Below are 15189 nucleotides of genomic sequence, written 5' to 3' on the forward strand. Positions count from 1 at the left end.
AAGGTGGGCCGCCGCTCCTTCGCCGCAATGGCGGGCTACGACTTCAGGCACCTCATCACCGATTCCGGGATCAGCGCGGAGGACAAGGCTGCCTTCGAGGCCAAGGGCACGGAAGTCATCGTCGCATCACTCAGCTAGCTGCACTGCCCAGGGAGCCCTAGAACCGCATCCTGGGCGCGTGCAGCACCGAATCGTCAACATCCCTGGGTACCCACTGGCTGAACGGTGAGTCCAGGCTGTACTGGCCGTCGTCGTTCTTGATCAGCGTGCGCACCTCGGCGTTGTCCGGGTTGTTGAGGGATTCGAAGTACTCAACCGTCCAATGGAACCAGCGCATGCAGAACAGGCGCATGGTCAGTCCGTGGGTCACGAAGAGGGTGTTGGGCGCATACGTAGGCTTTTGCCAGTGACGGTAGAGGGTCTCCATGAACGAGGACACGTGATCGTAGACATCAGAGCCTGACTCACCCTCACGGAACCGGTAGAAGAAGTGGCCGTAGAGGTTGCGGAGCTCCTTTTGATCCTCGATTTCCCCGGCGATCTGGAAGTTGGCCCAGTCCTGCTCACGAAGCCGGGGCTCCTCAATGACCCGCTCTATCAACGGACCAAGGTTCAACGCCTCCAAGGTCTGGTACGCCCGCAAATAGGGTGAAACGTAAACGCAGACCTGCTGCCCGTCCAGCTTCCGGCGAAGGTCCTCACCGGCAACGCGGGCCTGCTCTACGCCGAGTTCCGTCAGGGGGATCCGGTAGTCCGGCACACGGTTGTAGATGGACGTGTCGGCGTTCGCGGCGGACTGGCCGTGCCGGATCATGAAAATTCTCGCTGGGGCACCCATCCCACCAAGCATAGGGTGGGTACATGTTCCTTGCTTCCTGCCGACGCCTGCGCGCCGAAGTACTTATTGTGCTGGGTCTGTCCCTGGGCCAGTCGGCCGTCTACTCCGTGGTGCAACTTTTGGACAAGATGACGCGGGCTCCCTTGGCCGACGCCACGTCAACCCTGAACCGGTCCCAAAACACCCGCGAATACTTTGACCTCACCTACCAGTTGCTGGACATCGTCTTTGCACTGGTACCCGTGGCCCTGGTGTTCTACTTCCTGTCCACACATCTCCAGGGAAACCGCGACGTCGACACCGGCTCGGCATTCGCGCGACTCGGCTTCAATTTTGCCCGGCCAAGCCAGGACCTGCTGCACGGTGTGGGTCTGGCTGCCCTGATCGGCATTCCATCGTTGGGCCTTTATGCTGCCGGCCGGGCCCTGGGCATCACCACGGCGATCATCCCCAGCGGCCTGGACGCGTATTGGTGGACTGTGCCCGTGCTGATTCTCTCGGCCGTGCGGCACGCGATTGTTGAAGAAGTGATCGTGGTGGGATACCTCATGGACCGGTTCGGCAAGTTCGGCTGGAGCATGCCGGTGGCCATTGTGGTCAGCGCCGTCCTGCGGGGGAGCTACCACCTGTACCAGGGCTTCGGGCCGTTCATCGGCAACGTGGTCATGGGTTTGGTGTTCGCATGGATCTACACCAAGACCAAACGGGTCATGCCCTTGGTGATTGCCCACGCATTGCTGGACATCGTGGCGTTTGTCGGCTTCAGTTTGTTCGGCAAGGCGATAGGCCTCGGATAGGGCGGTTAAAAGTATCCGGCCGCCATCGGTGGGTGACGTCATTGGCACCCGCTGATGGCGGCCGAAGTTTTTCCGGGCAGGGTTGACCGGCCGGGACGCGCCCGGAGGGGTGGAGCGTTAGATGGTGACGGCTCCGGAGGCGGTTTCGAAAGTTACTGACATGATTCCCGGGGTGCCGTGCGGCGCCATCCACTGGACGGCAACGTCCTCGAGCGGCTTTTCCACCGGTTCTCCGAGCCATTCGGTGACGCGTTCCGCCGAGCCCGCAATAGTCAGGCTGGACATCTTGACGTCGCTTTCGTGGATCCTTGACGGGTGCAGTGAGGGGTCGCCCTCCCACTTGAGCAAGTACGGGACCTGGGGATCTGCGATCAAGCCCAGAATGCCGATCTGCTGCCACACCAGTTCGCGGCCGTCGGGGAACTTGCGGTTGCCCGGAACAGCGGAGCGGCCAAGGCGGTCCTCGAACGGTGCCAGGTCATCAACAGCGACGCACCAGCCCATCCAGCCACCGCCGGCAGCCGAGCGGGCTCGTACTGCCTGGCCAAAAGGTGCTTTGTCGGAAGCGGGGTGGTCCAGGACCTCCACCACTTCCAGGTACTTGTTATCCGCAAGGGGAATGATCATGTTCCGGGTGCCGAAGCGCGGGTGCACTCCGCCCCGGACAGCGTCCACTCCCAGTGCCGCGGAAATTCGTTCGGTAGTGGCCAAAAGGCCATCTCGTTCACAGGCGTAAGAGACGTGATCCATGCGCATGGCTTCATCTTGGCACTTTGTGATCGGGGTCTCAGCTAAGTCAAGCCTAACTAAGGTGGGATGTGTATAACCGGTGCCAACTGACGTCATGCAGGGACGCTGAAAGTCCGAAAGATTCCATCGGCGTCACAAAGCTGTCTTCGGCTCCGGACACTTCCTAGACTGGCCCCAGCTCACATGCAGCACGTTTCCACAGAACCCATGCGCCACGAACAGGAGAACTCCATGTCCCAAGGATGGTCTTTCGAAACCCGCCAGATCCACGCAGGTCAGGAGCCTGACTCCGCCACCGGAGCGCGGGCCCTGCCGATCTACCAGACCACGTCCTTCGTGTTCCCCAGTGCCGAGAGCGCAGCCAACCGCTTTGCCCTGGCCGAACTGGCGCCGATCTACACCAGGATCGGCAACCCGACGCAGGACGCTGTGGAGCAGCGCATCGCGAGCCTGGAGGGCGGCTTGGGTGCGCTCCTGTTGAGCTCGGGCCAGGCTGCGGAGACCTTTGCCATCCTCAACATCGCGGAGGCCGGCGACCACATCGTTGCGAGCCCCAGCCTGTACGGCGGCACCTACAATCTGCTGGCGCACACCTTGAAGAAGTTCGGCATCGAGGTGACGTTCGTCCAGGACCCGGACAACCTGGACCAGTGGCGCGATGCTGTCCAGCCCAATACCAAGCTCTTCTTCGGCGAGGTTGTGTCCAACCCGCGCCAGGACGTGCTGGACATCGAGGGTGTAGCGCGCACTGCCCACGAGGCCGGCGTGCCGCTCATCGTCGACAACACGCTGTCCACGCCCTACCTCATCCGTCCCATCGAGTGGGGCGCCGACATCGTGGTGCACTCCGCCACCAAGTACCTCGGCGGGCACGGCTCTGCGATTGCCGGAGTCATTGTGGATTCCGGCAACTTCGATTTCGGCAAGGACCCGGAGCGCTACCCGGGCTTCAACACCCCGGACCCGAGCTACAACGGACTGGTCTACGCCCGGGACCTCGGCAAGGACGGAGCGCTGGGCGCCAACTTGTCCTACATTTTGAAGGCCCGCGTCCAGTTGCTTCGCGATCTTGGCTCAGCCGTGGCACCGTTCAACGCCTTCCTGATTGCCCAGGGCCTGGAGACGCTGAGCCTGCGGGTGGAGCGCCATGTCGCCAACGCCACCAAGGTGGCCGAGTGGCTCGAAAGCCACGACGACGTCGAATCGGTCGCCTATGCCGGCCTTCCTTCCAGCCCTTGGTATGACCGGGGACGGAAGTACGGTCCCCAAGGCACCGGCGCCATTGTTGCTTTCAACATCAAGGGCGGTGTCGAAGCAGGCAAGCGGTTCGTGGATGGTCTGGAATTGCACTCGCATGTTGCCAACATCGGCGACGTCCGCTCGCTGGTCATCCACCCGGCCTCCACCACGCACAGCCAGCTGACAGTGGAGCAGCAGGTCGCTGCGGGCGTGAACCCGGGCTTGGTGCGCTTGTCCGTGGGCATCGAGCACGTGGATGACATCATCGCGGACCTTGAAGCCGGGTTCCGGGCCGCCAAGGGGGCCTGACGCCGCACTCCTGTGGAGGGCCGCCCGGCCGTCAATTGTTCGCCGGGCGGCATTCCAGGGTGCTGTTCGGCGAACGATGCCGCCAAAAACCGTCACACTGTTGTCACATTCTTCGCCAGAACCGCCCTGTATTTCCTAGACTCTTCGTATTAGGTCATGAGTGCCAGCACATAGCCCCGGCTTGCTGGCCGGCAACCCTCCTCCGCGGTGGGGTGCCCCGGGTGAAGACCTGGCCTGTTCGCACGCAAGGCGACGGGCAAGCGCGAGGTTAAGGTGTCAAAGGAATGACCATTACTGCTACAGCCCTTCCCAAATCCGGAGAAGAAGACGGAACCGTCAAGTACGCCGGCATCGGGCCATTGGAACTTGAAGCCGGCGGGTTCCTTCCTGACGTCGTCCTGGCGTACGAAACCTGGGGGCAGCTTAATGCCGACGCCTCGAACGCCGTGCTCATCCAGCATGCGCTCACAGGCAGTACCCACGTAGCCCGCGGAGCCACGGATGAGGAAGGCTGGTGGGAGCAGCTGGTGGGCCCTGACGCCACGATCGACACCGACAGGTTCTTCGTGATCTCCATCAATATTGTGGGAGGGTGCTACGGAAGCACGGGGCCTTCTTCGGAAGCACCCGACGGCCGGCCGTGGGGCTCACGTTTCCCGCTGGTCACCCTGCGCGACAGCACCGTGGCAGAGGCACGCCTTGCCGATGCACTGGGAATCGAGGCCTGGCACGCCGTCCTGGGTGGCTCCATGGGTGGTGCCCGCGCCCTTGAATGGGCTGTGACGTTCCCCGAGCGCGTCAAACGTTGCGCCGTGATTTCAGTAGGCGCCTACAGCACCGCCGAGCAGATCGCTTTCGCTCAGGCCCAAACACTGGCCATCCGCCAGGACCCAAACTTCAACAACGGCGACTACTACGCAGGCAATGCCCCTGAACGCGGGCTCGCCTTGGCGCGGCGGATCGCCCACATCACGTATCGATCGGCGCTGGAATTGGATTTCCGCTTCGGTCGGGAAGCCCAGCACCAGGAGACGCCGCTGGCGGCCCCGGTGCTCGGGGAGCGTGGCCGGTACCAGGTGGAGAGCTATCTGGATCACCAAGGGACAAAGCTCGTCCGCCGCTTTGACGCCAACAGCTACATCGCGATCACCGAAGCCCTGATGTCCCACGACGTCGCCCGTGGACGGGGATCGTTGGAGGCGGCATTGTCCAGGACCACCGCCGATTTCTTCGTGGCCGCAGTGGACAGCGACAGGCTGTACTTCCCGGCGCAATCCCGGGAATTGGCGGCAGCCCTGCCCGGTGATGTTCCGGTCCACGTCATTGAGGCTCCGATCGGCCACGACGGCTTCCTCACTGAAATCGGGCAGCTCTCTCCCCAGCTGCGCGAGGCCTTCTTCGCCTAGCCTGCAGGCTACCTTGGCATCCCGGTGGGCTAGCCGTTCATGATCTCGCCGCGCTGCTTCATGTAATCCTCCATGGCGATCTCGCCGTTGCTGAATTTCTCATCCAGCTCTGCCAGTTTGCGGGCACGGTAGCCTTGCGGCGATCCGCTGGTAGACGGGAACGGTGCGGGGGATGAAGCCCCCGACGACGACCCCTCCTGCGGTGCCGGTTCCGCCGGGCGGATGACGGACGGCTGGGATGGATGGCTTGGGTAGTTCTGCTGCGGGTAATTTTCCGCAGGGTAGGGCTGGCGGGGGTAGTTCTGCTGTGGCGGGTACGGCTGGCCGGGGTAGTTCTGCTGCGGCGGGAAGCCCGGGCCGGGCAGGTTCTGCTGTGGGTAGCCGGGCTCGCGGAAGGTCCCTTGCTGGATCCGGCGTGCGCGGGAGCGGTTGTACATGCGGATCCCGAGCGGAATCAGCCACGAGCAGACGATGATCCAGAAGATCAGATTGTTCACAGTGCAGGCCTCCTAGGTCTTATCCCAGCTTAGTCCTGGCAGGTAGCCCGGATTCTGCCGGCAAGAACTTCCTTGCCTGCGCCGAACGGCTCAGAGAAGCCGGGCCTCCATACCCAGGAACCGGCCGTAGCGTGCCACTTCCGCGTCAAGGGCCTCCTGTTCGGAAGGGCTTGGAGGACGGTTCATCCGGACGTCCAGCTGGCAGGTTCCGCCGGAAAAGCCATGGCGCCACCATCCGGCCAACCTGCCGTTCATCAGGACCACATGCATGGGCCCGTTGTCCTCGGGGAAGTATGGCGCTGTCCCGCCCAGGTAATGCCGGGACTGGGAATAGCCCATGACGTATTCGTCATAGCACTGGATGAGGTCAATCCGGGGGAGTCCTGCGTCATCCGGAGGTGTCGTGCTCCTTCCAAGGGTGAGCTCGCCAAGGTCTTCCGGGGCCAGGTAAAACTCGAAACCATCCAGGGTTACCGAAGCAAGGGCGCCGGGCGAAAGTTCCTCAGCCACTCGGAGGCCCAGTTTTACGTCCTTCATGGTCAGTCCGGACCATACGGAGCAGTCCTTGATGGTGGCCGGTCCCCGGCTGCCGAAGTAGCGGAGCACCAAGGTTCCCAGGGCCCGCTCCCGGTCCTCCACGTTCAACGGCGCAGGAAGGAAACCCGGCACACGCTCCTCGAAGAGGGCATACGTCTGCTTCAGCGCGCCCCCGGCGGATCGGATGGGGCTGCCGCTCACCAGGATGCGGCTGATTTCGGCGTGCATGAGGTGGTAAATGAAACCCAGGCCCTTGCTGGGAAAGCCGGACTTTCCCAAGACTTCGGCCAATTCCTCGCGGGTCTTATGGGCTCCATCTGCAACGGCTGCAGCAAGGATAAGGCCGCTTCGGCGGGCGGAGTCCTCATCGATCCCTGTTTGGCGGTACATGCCTTTGTTTCCCTGATGGAGGCGGTCCGCGGAGAGCCCCATCAGCCAGCCAAGATCGTCCCGGTGCACAAAGTGCCAGGTGGGCCGGAGGATGTGGGTTCGCAGGATGGTTCCCTCGGCGACGGCCTGTTCCACGTCCGGGGAAGTGGAAGCAGGTGTCCTTTGTGCAAGGGTCCACCGGGCATAGGGGAATTCTTGTGACTGGACGGCAAGGAGATTCCGGACCACTTCTCCGGGGCTTTGAGCCCAGGGAGGCCGCAGTTGCTGCCGCCGTAGCCGAATGCTGCGAATCGTCTCGGCGGTCACGCCTGGGCCGTCAGCCAGGGCCGTCACGTCAGCGCCGCGGCAGCAAAGTACCGCTTGGCCCGAAGACGGGACCCGGCGTCGGGCGCTTTGCGGTAATACCGTCACCGGAGGACTGGTGCCGGAGTCGCCGGATGACCCACGGGACAAAGTACTCGCGGGCCCAGACGAGGTCCGATGAGCGGGCCTCCCGCCATGTCCGCGGGGGAAGGGACTTAGGCATCAGCGGCTCAAGGGAGTGCTGGACGTTGAGGGCGTCCAGGACCATCATGGCGATGGTGTGGTGGCCCAGCGGCGAGAAATGGAGGCGGTCCGCATCCCACATCTGAGGATCTGCCAACTGCCGCAAGGACCACATGTCCGCAATGACGGCGTCGTGCCGTGCCGCCACTGTCCTAAGGTTCTCGTTGTAAATGGCCACCTTGCCGCGGATCCGCCCCAGCACCGAAGCTGCGGTGTCCGGACCGTTGAACAGGACCACACTGGCGCCGCCGGAACTTAGCTCAGCGACGGCGGCATCGAGTTTTTCGGCCAGGAGGTCGGGATCGCCGCCTGGCCGGATGAGGTCGTTTCCGCCAGCGGAAATGGAGACAAGGTCAGGCTGCAGTTCCAGGCAGGGGCCGACTTGTTCATCGATGATCTGTTGCAGCAGCCTGCCGCGGATGGCGAGGTTGGCGTATGCGAAGTCTTCCTGGCTGCGGCCCAGCTCCTCTGCAACCCGGTCCGCCCACCCACGGTTCCCGCCGGGGTTCCGGGGCTCGGGGTCGCCGATGCCCTCGGTAAAGGAGTCACCCAGTGCTACGTAACGGGTCCAGGGGTGCTTTTGAACCGGCTCGCCGGGCTTCAGTAAAGGATTGTTCTCACTCACGCTCATATCCTGCCCCGTGACCTCGACCCTACGCCACCGTAGGTTGTTACTTGTGGGTAACTGCAAGAATGGACCCATGACTGAAGCTCCCGCATTTCCCGCCCCTGTTGTCCTGTGGTCCCATGACGAAGCCGAGCGCGCAGGCAAGCCCCTCCTGGTGCTTCTGCACGGCTATGGCTCCAACGAGGACGATCTCTTCAGCCTCGCAGGACTGTTGCCGGACGGGTTTGTGGTGGCAGCCCTCCGTGCGCCGATGCCCATGGGGCCGGGCTTCACCTGGTTCCCGCTGACAGCTTCCATCGATTACTCGCTGGAAGCTGTCAAGCAGGCTGCCGAGTATGCCCTTGAATGGCTGGACACGGTCAAGGCAAACCACTCCTCGGTGACGTTGCTGGGCTTCTCCATGGGCATGGCGATGGCCACCACCATGCTCCGCTACCGTCCCGCGGACTTTGCCGCCGTCGTCGGGCTGTCAGGCTTCGTGATCGACGCCGGCGCTGACGCCGCCTTCCGGGATCACGAGCTGGACGGCTCGCTGCCCATGTTCTGGGGACGGGACCAGCAGGATCCCGTCATCACCCAGGACAAGATCGAATACACCATGGGCTGGGTGCGCAAGCACGTTGACCTGACCAAAGTGCTCTACACAGGAATGTGGCACGGCATCAACCAGCAGGAGATCGGCCACGTGGGCGAATTCCTGACCCACAAAGTCCTGACTGACTGACGCAGTTTTTGGACAGATAACGCCCCTAAAAGCCATTCAAAAGGGCGTTATCTGTACAAAAACCAGGGGCGTCAGGCGGCAGTGATCCGGACTGTCTGGCCGTTGACCGTTACGGTGTCGCCCACATGGAGTTGGCGGCCCCTGCGGTCATCGATCTCGCCATTGACTTTGACCAGGCCGTTCTTGATGAGCTCCGCGGCCTCCACTCCGTCCTCCACGAGGTTGGCAAGCTTCAGGAGCTGGCCAAGGCGGATCATGTCGTCGCGGATGGGGATTTCTTCAATTTCCGGAGTGCTCATACTGCAATGATGCCTGAAGTAGTGTGGTGACGGTGCCGCAGCTTTCTCCCCGTCCCACCCTTCCGCTGGCCGTTGGCCTCCCCATTGCAGTAGCAACAGGCTTGGTGATCCCGCTTCAGGGAAGGATCAATGGAGCCCTCGGTGCCCGCTTGGAGGACGGCATCGCAGCTGCCGTGGTGAGCTTCACCACAGGCCTGCTGCTGATTACCGCCATCTCATTCGCGACGCCCAGGGGCAGATCGGGCCTTCAGCGCATCATCCCCGCTGTCCGGAACCGCAGCTTTCCGCGTTTCTACGTCATGGCCGGTGCCATCGGGGCACTGTTCGTTTTCGCGCAATCGTTCACGGTGGCACTGCTTGGTGTCGCCCTGTTCACGGTGGCTGCGGTGACGGGGCAGACGTTGAGCGGACTGCTGGTGGACCGGATGGGCATTGGTCCCGGCGGCAAACGCGCCATCACGGGAGTCCGGGTCATCGGCAGCGTCCTGACTGTGGCAGCCGTGGCGTGGGCTGTGTCTCCCCGGTTCAGCGGCGACGCGGACATTGCCTCGCTACTGCTGCCGGTCCTCCTGCCGCTGGCCGCCGGTTTCTTCATGAGTTTCCAACAGGCCATGAACGGGACCGCCACAGTCCATTACGGCACGCCCATCGCAGCTACCTTGGTCAATTTCATTGCCGGTTCAGCCATCCTGTGGATCGCATGGCTCATCAAGCTGGCCGTCGCCGGACCCGGCAACCCGCTGCCTGCCGAGTGGTGGTACTACCTCGGCGGGCCTATGGGCTGTCTCTTCATCGGGCTCGCTGCCCTCCTGGTCAGGAGCCTGGGCGTACTGATTACCGGCCTGGGCATGATTGCCGGGCAGCTGGTGGGATCGTTGGTGCTCGACGTCGTGATCCCCAGTCCCGGTGCGGTGGTCGCCTTGCCCACGGTGCTGGGTACGGTCCTGACACTCGCCGCGATCATCGTGGCTACGTTGCCGTGGCCCAAGGGAGCATTCGCACCAAGAGGCCCTGCCAAAGGCCGGTAGGGTAGGAACCAACACACTTTCCCCCAGCACCCCGCCGGACAACCTCGTCCGGATTCCGGGGCACACCACCGCGGACCGCACCCAGCGGCCCTGTAGAACAAATGGAGTTACCCATGGCAGCAAAATCCGTCCTTGACCAGGTCATTTCCCTCTCCAAGCGGAGGGGCTTTGTCTTTCAGGCCGGTGAAATCTATGGTGGCTCCCGTTCGGCGTGGGACTACGGTCCCCTCGGCGCCGAACTGAAGGAAAACATCAAGCGCCAGTGGTGGCAGAGCATGGTCCGCGGCCGTGAGGACGTTGTAGGCCTGGACTCCTCCGTGATCCTTCCCCGCCAGGTATGGGAAGCCTCCGGCCACGTTGAGGTCTTCTCCGACCCCTTGGTCGAATGCCTGTCCTGCCACAAGCGCTACCGCGCAGACCACCTCGAAGAAGAGTACGAGGAAAAGAAGGGCCGCCCGGCGGAAAATGGCTTGGCGGACATCGTTTGTGCAAACTGCGGCACCCGTGGGCAGTGGACCGAGCCCCAGGAATTCTCCGGCCTGCTCAAGACCTTCCTCGGCCCGGTGGCCAGCGAAGAGGGCATGCACTACCTCCGCCCGGAAACTGCCCAGGGCATCTTTGTGAACTTCAACAACGTGCTCACCACGTCCCGTAAGAAGCCGCCGTTCGGCATCGGCCAGATCGGCAAGTCGTTCCGTAACGAGATCACGCCGGGCAACTTCATCTTCCGTACCCGCGAATTCGAGCAGATGGAGATGGAATTCTTCGTCGAGCCCGGCACCGATGAAGAATGGCACCAGTACTGGATGAAGGAACGCATGTCCTGGTACACGGACCTGGGCATCCGTGAGGACAACCTCCGCTTCTTCGAACACCCGCTGGAGAAGCTCAGCCACTACTCCAAGGGCACCACGGACATCGAGTACCGCTTCGGTTTCCAGGGCTCCGAGTGGGGCGAGCTCGAAGGCATCGCCAACCGCACCGACTTCGATCTCTCCACCCATGCCAAGGCTTCCGGCACGGACCTGAGCTACTTCAACCAGGCCACCAACGAGCGCTACACGCCGTACGTGATCGAGCCGGCCGCCGGCTTGACCCGCTCCTTCATGGCCTTCCTGATCGATGCGTACACCGAGGACGAGGCACCCAACGCCAAGGGCGGCGTCGATGTCCGCACAGTGCTGAAGCTGGATCCGCGCCTGGCCCCGGTCAAGGCCGCCGTCCTGCCGCTGAGCCGCAACGAGGACCTGTCTCCAAAGGCCAAGGCCCTGGGAGCCCAGTTGCGCAAGAACTGGAACATCGACTTCGACGACGCCGGCGCAATCGGCCGCCGCTACCGCCGGCAGGACGAAATCGGTACCCCGTTCTGCATCACTGTGGACTTCGACACCTTGGAAGACCAGGCCGTCACCATCCGCGAGCGCGACACCATGAGCCAGGAACGTGTGTCCTTGGACAAGGTTGAGGGCTACCTTGCAGCACGCCTGATCGGCGCCTAGCCGTGGCACTGGAATACCGCGAATGGAAGGAGGGCGACGACCTCGCCCTCCTGGAAATCTGGGGTGGCCCGGAGACCCTTCCCGCTGAGCAGTTCCGTGCAGCCCTGGCGCCGTCCGGCAATCAGCCCTGGCGCCGCTGCATCGTGGCTGAGGACGTGGTGGACGGTGTGCGTATTCCCGTCGCTGCCGGCGTGGTCCACGAGGCCTCCCTGCACCCGGAGCGACTCTGGGCGTACATCGAGGTTGCCAAGGATCACCGCCGTGAGGGCGTCGGTGCCACCCTCCTGACCATGCTGCGCCGGGAAGCCGGGAACTCGCCGTCGGGCGTCTCGAAGCTGCGCAGCAAGGTGGAGCCGGATACTGCCGGTGCTGCCTTTGCCGCAGCGGCGGGGTTGACACCCATTCAGCGTTCCCAGCTGGTGGTAGTGAAGCCGGAACCGCTGTCCTTGCCGCGATTCGGTGACGGTTCGGAGGAAGCCGCTTCGGAGCGCGTGGAGGACCTGGCCACCGGTTCGGTGGAGCTGAGCGAGGTGGTGGGCGCGTACTACTCCCACGTGCATCACTGGGACAGCCCCGGAGAACTCAGCATTGCCACTGTGCAGCGTTTGTTCCTGCATGACCTGACCGGCGCCCACGGGGCAATCGTCCTGCGCGCCCCCAAGGCCAGCGCTTTCGGCCAGGGCATACCGGCGAGCCGCAAGGGAAAGATCCAGGCTTTTGCCATCAGCTACGCCCAGGGCAACTCCGAGGAGCCTTCGGACGTGTTCCTTGGACATGATCCCCGGTTGTCGCCCGAGGATGCAGCTGCTGCGGTGCGGGACCTTTTGGCACTCATCGCTTACCAGCACCCTGTATTGCTGGAAGTGGACGAGTCCATGACCGCCCTGCGCACAGTTCTGGAGCCGTTGCTGGAGTCCGGCAAGGCTCATGTCAGGGGCGCGGACACGCTGATCGTCAGCGACTGATCGTTGCTATAGCGTCTGGTTGCTTCTGCTCTGGGAGATCCCGTGCTGCCTGCGGGCGGCACGGGATCTTCCCTTTTAATGGCCGAAGCCTGCGGTGGGCAAGGTCCCGCGTAGGGTTAAGGGCATGAGGTTTTGCAGCTGATGGGCCACGGTCACTCCCACGGACAATCTGAAAGTTCCGAGCCAACGCCGCAGGCCCTTGCCTCGCGGAAGAGGGCCAACTGGATTCTGGCGGCCATCCTGGTTCCGCTGGGCCTCCTGACGCTCGTGGCCATGATGGTCATGTGGCCCTCGGGCAGCCGGGAAGGAATCACCTTCTCCAGCCCCTACCAGGCTGCTCCCGGGGTGACGTTCGATACCGGCCGGATCCAGAGCGTGGTGGTGGAAAGCTGCACGCAAACGGGGCAGGCGGGCACAGGCCAGAGCAACACCGGACAGTCCACCGACCAGTCCGGTTCCGGCCAAACCGATCCCAACCAAGGCGGGTCGCAGTGCACTTTCGCCTTTACGGAGCCGGACAAGGGCGGCGACGTCGTCAAGGTGGTCATCAACCCTGATGTCGCCATGTCCCACGGCGTGGACGTGGGGGACTCCATCCGGTACCTCAACCTCTCCGCGGTTCAGGGCACGGCTGCCGGCAGCGGCGCTCCGGCCTACGTCTTCGTTGACTTCGTCCGCAGCATCCCCATCGCCATCCTGGCCGTCTTGTACGCGGCGGTGGTCATTGCGGTGGCACGCTGGCGGGGCTTCAGGGCCTTGCTTGGTTTGGTGGGCGCCTACTTCGTCCTGGTGAGCTTCATCCTCCCGGGATTGGTGGAAGGCAAACCGCCGCTGCTGCTGGCTTTGGTGGGTTCCACGGTGATCATGATCGGGGTCCTGTACTTTGCCCACGGATTCTCGGCGCGAACATCCACGGCGCTGCTGGGCACTATCTTTGGGCTCAGTATTACCGCGCTGCTGGCGGCCTGGGCTACCGACGCCGCCAACCTGGCCGGTGTGGGAAACCACGACGCCTCCACGCTGGTGAACATGTCACCCCAGATCTCGATTTCCGGGATCATCCTCTGCGGCCTCATCATCTCCGGGCTTGGCGTGCTGAACGACGTCACCATCACACAGTCCTCCGCGGTGTGGGAACTCTATGAACTCGCCCCCAACACCACTGCGCGCAAGCTGTTCACCTCAGCCATGCGGATTGGTCGGGACCACATCGCCTCCACCGTGTACACCATCGCTTTTGCCTATGCCGGTGCCGCACTTCCCATCCTCATCATCGTGATGCTCTATGACCGTCCGCTGGCCGAGGCCTTGACCAGCGCCGAACTGTCCGAGGAAGTCATCCGGACCCTGGTGGGCTCCATTGGCCTGGTTCTCGCCATCCCGGTCACCACACTGATCGCCGTCCTGGTGGTCAAGGCCACGGGCATGAAGCGACTCACTGCAGCTGGCGGCCCCGCCGTCACTGCAGATGAGCTTAAGGACACCGGTTCGCTGGCGGCCGCTGCCGCCGTCGTGGGTTCCGGTCCGCAAGCAGACCACGACGCCGGTGAGCACCTTGACGCTTCCGGCAAGCCGGCGCAGCCGGGGAGCCGCCGCGCCCAACGGGAAGCGGAGCGGCGCGGAGACACGAACGACGCCACCTAAGCCCGGGCCCTGCTCTTGTTCGCCACTCCCGCCGTACTACGCACGCGTGGTCGAACAGGGCAGGGTTCGGGGCAGGCTGTCCACCGATTTGCCCATCTTTGCAACAATGGATAGGTGACTGTTGTAGCAACGCCCCCCGCACCAAAGCTCGAGCTCCCTCCGTTGAAGCTCGGTGGGATCACCGTGGACACCCCGGTAATCCTTGCCCCGATGGCCGGCATCACCAACTCCGCCTTCCGCAGGCTCTGCCGTGAATACGGTGGCGGCATGTATGTGGCCGAGATGGTGACTTCGCGCGCCCTGGTGGAGCGCACGCCGGAGTCCCTGCGCATCATCTCGCACGACGAGGACGAGAAAGTCCGTTCCGTGCAGCTCTACGGCGTGGACCCGGTGACCGTAGGCGCCGCAGTCCGGATGCTGGTGGAAGAGGACCGCGCGGATCACATCGACCTCAACTTCGGTTGCCCCGTGCCCAAGGTCACCCGGCGTGGCGGCGGCTCGGCCCTGCCGTGGAAGATCGACCTCTTCACCTCCATCGTGAACACAGCGGTCAAGGAAGCCTCCAAGGGTGATATTCCCCTGACCATCAAGATGCGCAAGGGCATCGACGAGGACCACCTGACCTACCTCGACGCCGGCCGCATTGCCCGCGACGCCGGTGTGGCTGCCGTCGCGCTTCACGGCCGGACAGCAGCCCAGTTCTATTCCGGCCAGGCCGACTGGTCCGCCATCGCCCGCCTCCGTGAAGCCCTGCCGGATATCCCGGTGCTGGGCAATGGCGATATTTGGTCCGCTGAGGACGCAGTCCGCATGGTCCGGGAAACCGGCGTGGACGGCGTAGTAGTGGGCCGTGGTTGCCAAGGCAGGCCTTGGCTGTTCGGTGACCTGCAGGCTGCCTTCGAGGGCAGCGACCAGCGGCACCGCCCAGGACTGCGTGAAGTGGCAGAAGGCGTATACCGCCACGCTGAGCTGATGGTGGAGACGTTCGGAAACGACGAATACAAGGCGCTCCGCGAAATCCGCAAGCACATGGCTTGGTACTTCAAAGGCTACGTAGTGGGCGGCGAGCTTCGCGCCAAGCTGGCCACCGTCC

The 15189-nt window shown here is 63.5% G+C and carries 15 protein-coding genes, 1 pseudogene and 1 riboswitch; of the genes and pseudogenes, 10 read left to right on the forward strand and 6 right to left on the reverse strand.

Features of this window, described 5'->3' with window-relative positions; translation table 11 throughout:
* A pseudogene (locus HP499_RS25140) lies at positions 1–138 on the forward strand (alkaline phosphatase); the annotation flags it as partial.
* Between the two features lie 19 nt (positions 139–157).
* On the opposite strand, the gene HP499_RS10965 reads toward HP499_RS25140, so the two are convergent.
* The gene (locus tag HP499_RS10965) at positions 158–838 is read right to left on the reverse strand and encodes a histidine phosphatase family protein (protein WP_172324106.1); all 681 of its coding nucleotides are present in this window, start codon (positions 836–838) and stop codon (positions 158–160) included.
* 23 nt (positions 839–861) lie between these two features.
* Here HP499_RS10965 and HP499_RS10970 point away from each other — a divergent pair, with 23 nt between their 5' ends.
* On the forward strand, positions 862–1635 hold the full coding sequence (locus HP499_RS10970; RefSeq protein WP_172324107.1) for a CPBP family intramembrane glutamic endopeptidase: 774 nt from the start codon (positions 862–864) through the stop codon (positions 1633–1635).
* 117 nt (positions 1636–1752) lie between these two features.
* On the opposite strand, the gene HP499_RS10975 is transcribed toward HP499_RS10970, so the two are convergent.
* On the reverse strand, positions 1753–2391 hold the full coding sequence (locus HP499_RS10975) for a VOC family protein (protein ID WP_172324108.1): 639 nt from the start codon (positions 2389–2391) through the stop codon (positions 1753–1755).
* Positions 2392–2592: 201 nt separating this feature from the next.
* Here HP499_RS10975 and HP499_RS10980 point away from each other — a divergent pair, with 201 nt between their 5' ends.
* Together HP499_RS10980 and HP499_RS10985 are read left to right on the forward strand one after the other, a co-directional pair.
* On the forward strand, positions 2593–3933 hold the full coding sequence (locus HP499_RS10980; RefSeq protein ID WP_256378432.1) for a bifunctional o-acetylhomoserine/o-acetylserine sulfhydrylase: 1341 nt from the start codon (positions 2593–2595) through the stop codon (positions 3931–3933).
* A 152-nt stretch (positions 3934–4085) separates the two neighbouring features.
* Positions 4086–4202, forward strand: a riboswitch (SAM riboswitch).
* Between the two features lie 15 nt (positions 4203–4217).
* A complete protein-coding gene (locus HP499_RS10985) occupies positions 4218–5339 on the forward strand; it encodes a homoserine O-acetyltransferase (RefSeq protein ID WP_172324109.1) in 1122 nt (373 codons plus the stop codon).
* A gap of 29 nt (positions 5340–5368) precedes the next feature.
* Here the strand turns inward: HP499_RS10985 and HP499_RS10990 are convergent, their stop codons facing one another.
* The 3 genes from HP499_RS10990 to HP499_RS11000 form a co-directional block, all read right to left on the reverse strand.
* Positions 5369–5836 carry a hypothetical protein gene (locus HP499_RS10990; RefSeq protein WP_172324110.1) on the reverse strand — a complete coding sequence of 156 codons (468 nt, stop codon included), beginning with the start codon at positions 5834–5836 and terminating at the stop codon, positions 5369–5371.
* 90 nt (positions 5837–5926) lie between these two features.
* Positions 5927–7069 (reverse strand): DNA glycosylase AlkZ-like family protein, encoded by a 1143-nt coding sequence (locus HP499_RS10995; protein ID WP_172324111.1) that lies wholly within the window; start codon positions 7067–7069, stop codon positions 5927–5929.
* Between the two features lie 28 nt (positions 7070–7097).
* A complete protein-coding gene (locus tag HP499_RS11000; RefSeq protein WP_172324112.1) occupies positions 7098–7940 on the reverse strand; it encodes an SGNH/GDSL hydrolase family protein in 843 nt (280 codons plus the stop codon).
* 70 nt (positions 7941–8010) lie between these two features.
* Here HP499_RS11000 and HP499_RS11005 point away from each other — a divergent pair, with 70 nt between their 5' ends.
* Positions 8011–8661, forward strand: a complete 651-nt coding sequence (locus HP499_RS11005; RefSeq protein WP_172324113.1) for an alpha/beta hydrolase — start codon at positions 8011–8013, stop codon at positions 8659–8661.
* A gap of 71 nt (positions 8662–8732) precedes the next feature.
* Here HP499_RS11005 and HP499_RS11010 read toward each other — a convergent pair whose 3' ends face one another.
* Entirely contained in the window at positions 8733–8960 is a 228-nt protein-coding gene (locus HP499_RS11010) for an RNA-binding S4 domain-containing protein (RefSeq protein ID WP_172324114.1), read from the reverse strand.
* 23 nt (positions 8961–8983) lie between these two features.
* On the opposite strand from HP499_RS11010, the gene HP499_RS11015 reads away from it, so the two are divergent.
* The 5 genes from HP499_RS11015 to dusB all read left to right on the forward strand — a co-directional run.
* A complete protein-coding gene (locus HP499_RS11015; protein ID WP_172324115.1) occupies positions 8984–9988 on the forward strand; it encodes a DMT family transporter in 1005 nt (334 codons plus the stop codon).
* A gap of 113 nt (positions 9989–10101) precedes the next feature.
* Positions 10102–11487, forward strand: a complete 1386-nt coding sequence (locus HP499_RS11020) for a glycine--tRNA ligase (protein WP_172324116.1) — start codon at positions 10102–10104, stop codon at positions 11485–11487.
* A gap of 2 nt (positions 11488–11489) precedes the next feature.
* Positions 11490–12452: a GNAT family N-acetyltransferase gene (locus tag HP499_RS11025; RefSeq protein ID WP_172324117.1), complete on the forward strand. Its 963-nt coding sequence runs from the start codon at positions 11490–11492 to the stop codon at positions 12450–12452.
* Positions 12453–12593: 141 nt separating this feature from the next.
* On the forward strand, positions 12594–14096 hold the full coding sequence (locus HP499_RS11030; RefSeq protein ID WP_172324118.1) for a YibE/F family protein: 1503 nt from the start codon (positions 12594–12596) through the stop codon (positions 14094–14096).
* Between the two features lie 114 nt (positions 14097–14210).
* The coding region (dusB, locus tag HP499_RS11035; RefSeq protein ID WP_172324119.1) for a tRNA dihydrouridine synthase DusB at positions 14211–15189 on the forward strand (979 nt) is incomplete at its 3' end.

Source organism: Paenarthrobacter sp. CM16, assembly GCF_013179505.1.
GTDB lineage: Bacteria > Actinomycetota > Actinomycetes > Actinomycetales > Micrococcaceae > Arthrobacter.

What these genes read in the sequence shown, in the direction of transcription:
- HP499_RS10980 (WP_256378432.1), top strand. Translation starts at nt 2,593, where the DNA reads ATGCGCCACGAACAGGAGAACTCCATGTCCCAAGGATGGTCTTTCGAA.
- HP499_RS10970 (WP_172324107.1), top strand. Translation starts at nt 862, where the DNA reads ATGTTCCTTGCTTCCTGCCGACGCCTGCGCGCCGAAGTACTTATTGTG.
- HP499_RS10975 (WP_172324108.1), bottom strand. Translation starts at nt 2,391, where the DNA reads ATGCGCATGGATCACGTCTCTTACGCCTGTGAACGAGATGGCCTTTTG.
- HP499_RS11010 (WP_172324114.1), bottom strand. Translation starts at nt 8,960, where the DNA reads ATGAGCACTCCGGAAATTGAAGAAATCCCCATCCGCGACGACATGATC.
- HP499_RS11005 (WP_172324113.1), top strand. Translation starts at nt 8,011, where the DNA reads ATGACTGAAGCTCCCGCATTTCCCGCCCCTGTTGTCCTGTGGTCCCAT.
- HP499_RS10965 (WP_172324106.1), bottom strand. Translation starts at nt 838, where the DNA reads ATGGGTGCCCCAGCGAGAATTTTCATGATCCGGCACGGCCAGTCCGCC.
- HP499_RS10985 (WP_172324109.1), top strand. Translation starts at nt 4,218, where the DNA reads ATGACCATTACTGCTACAGCCCTTCCCAAATCCGGAGAAGAAGACGGA.
- HP499_RS11000 (WP_172324112.1), bottom strand. Translation starts at nt 7,940, where the DNA reads ATGAGCGTGAGTGAGAACAATCCTTTACTGAAGCCCGGCGAGCCGGTT.
- HP499_RS11030 (WP_172324118.1), top strand. Translation starts at nt 12,594, where the DNA reads ATGGGCCACGGTCACTCCCACGGACAATCTGAAAGTTCCGAGCCAACG.
- HP499_RS11020 (WP_172324116.1), top strand. Translation starts at nt 10,102, where the DNA reads ATGGCAGCAAAATCCGTCCTTGACCAGGTCATTTCCCTCTCCAAGCGG.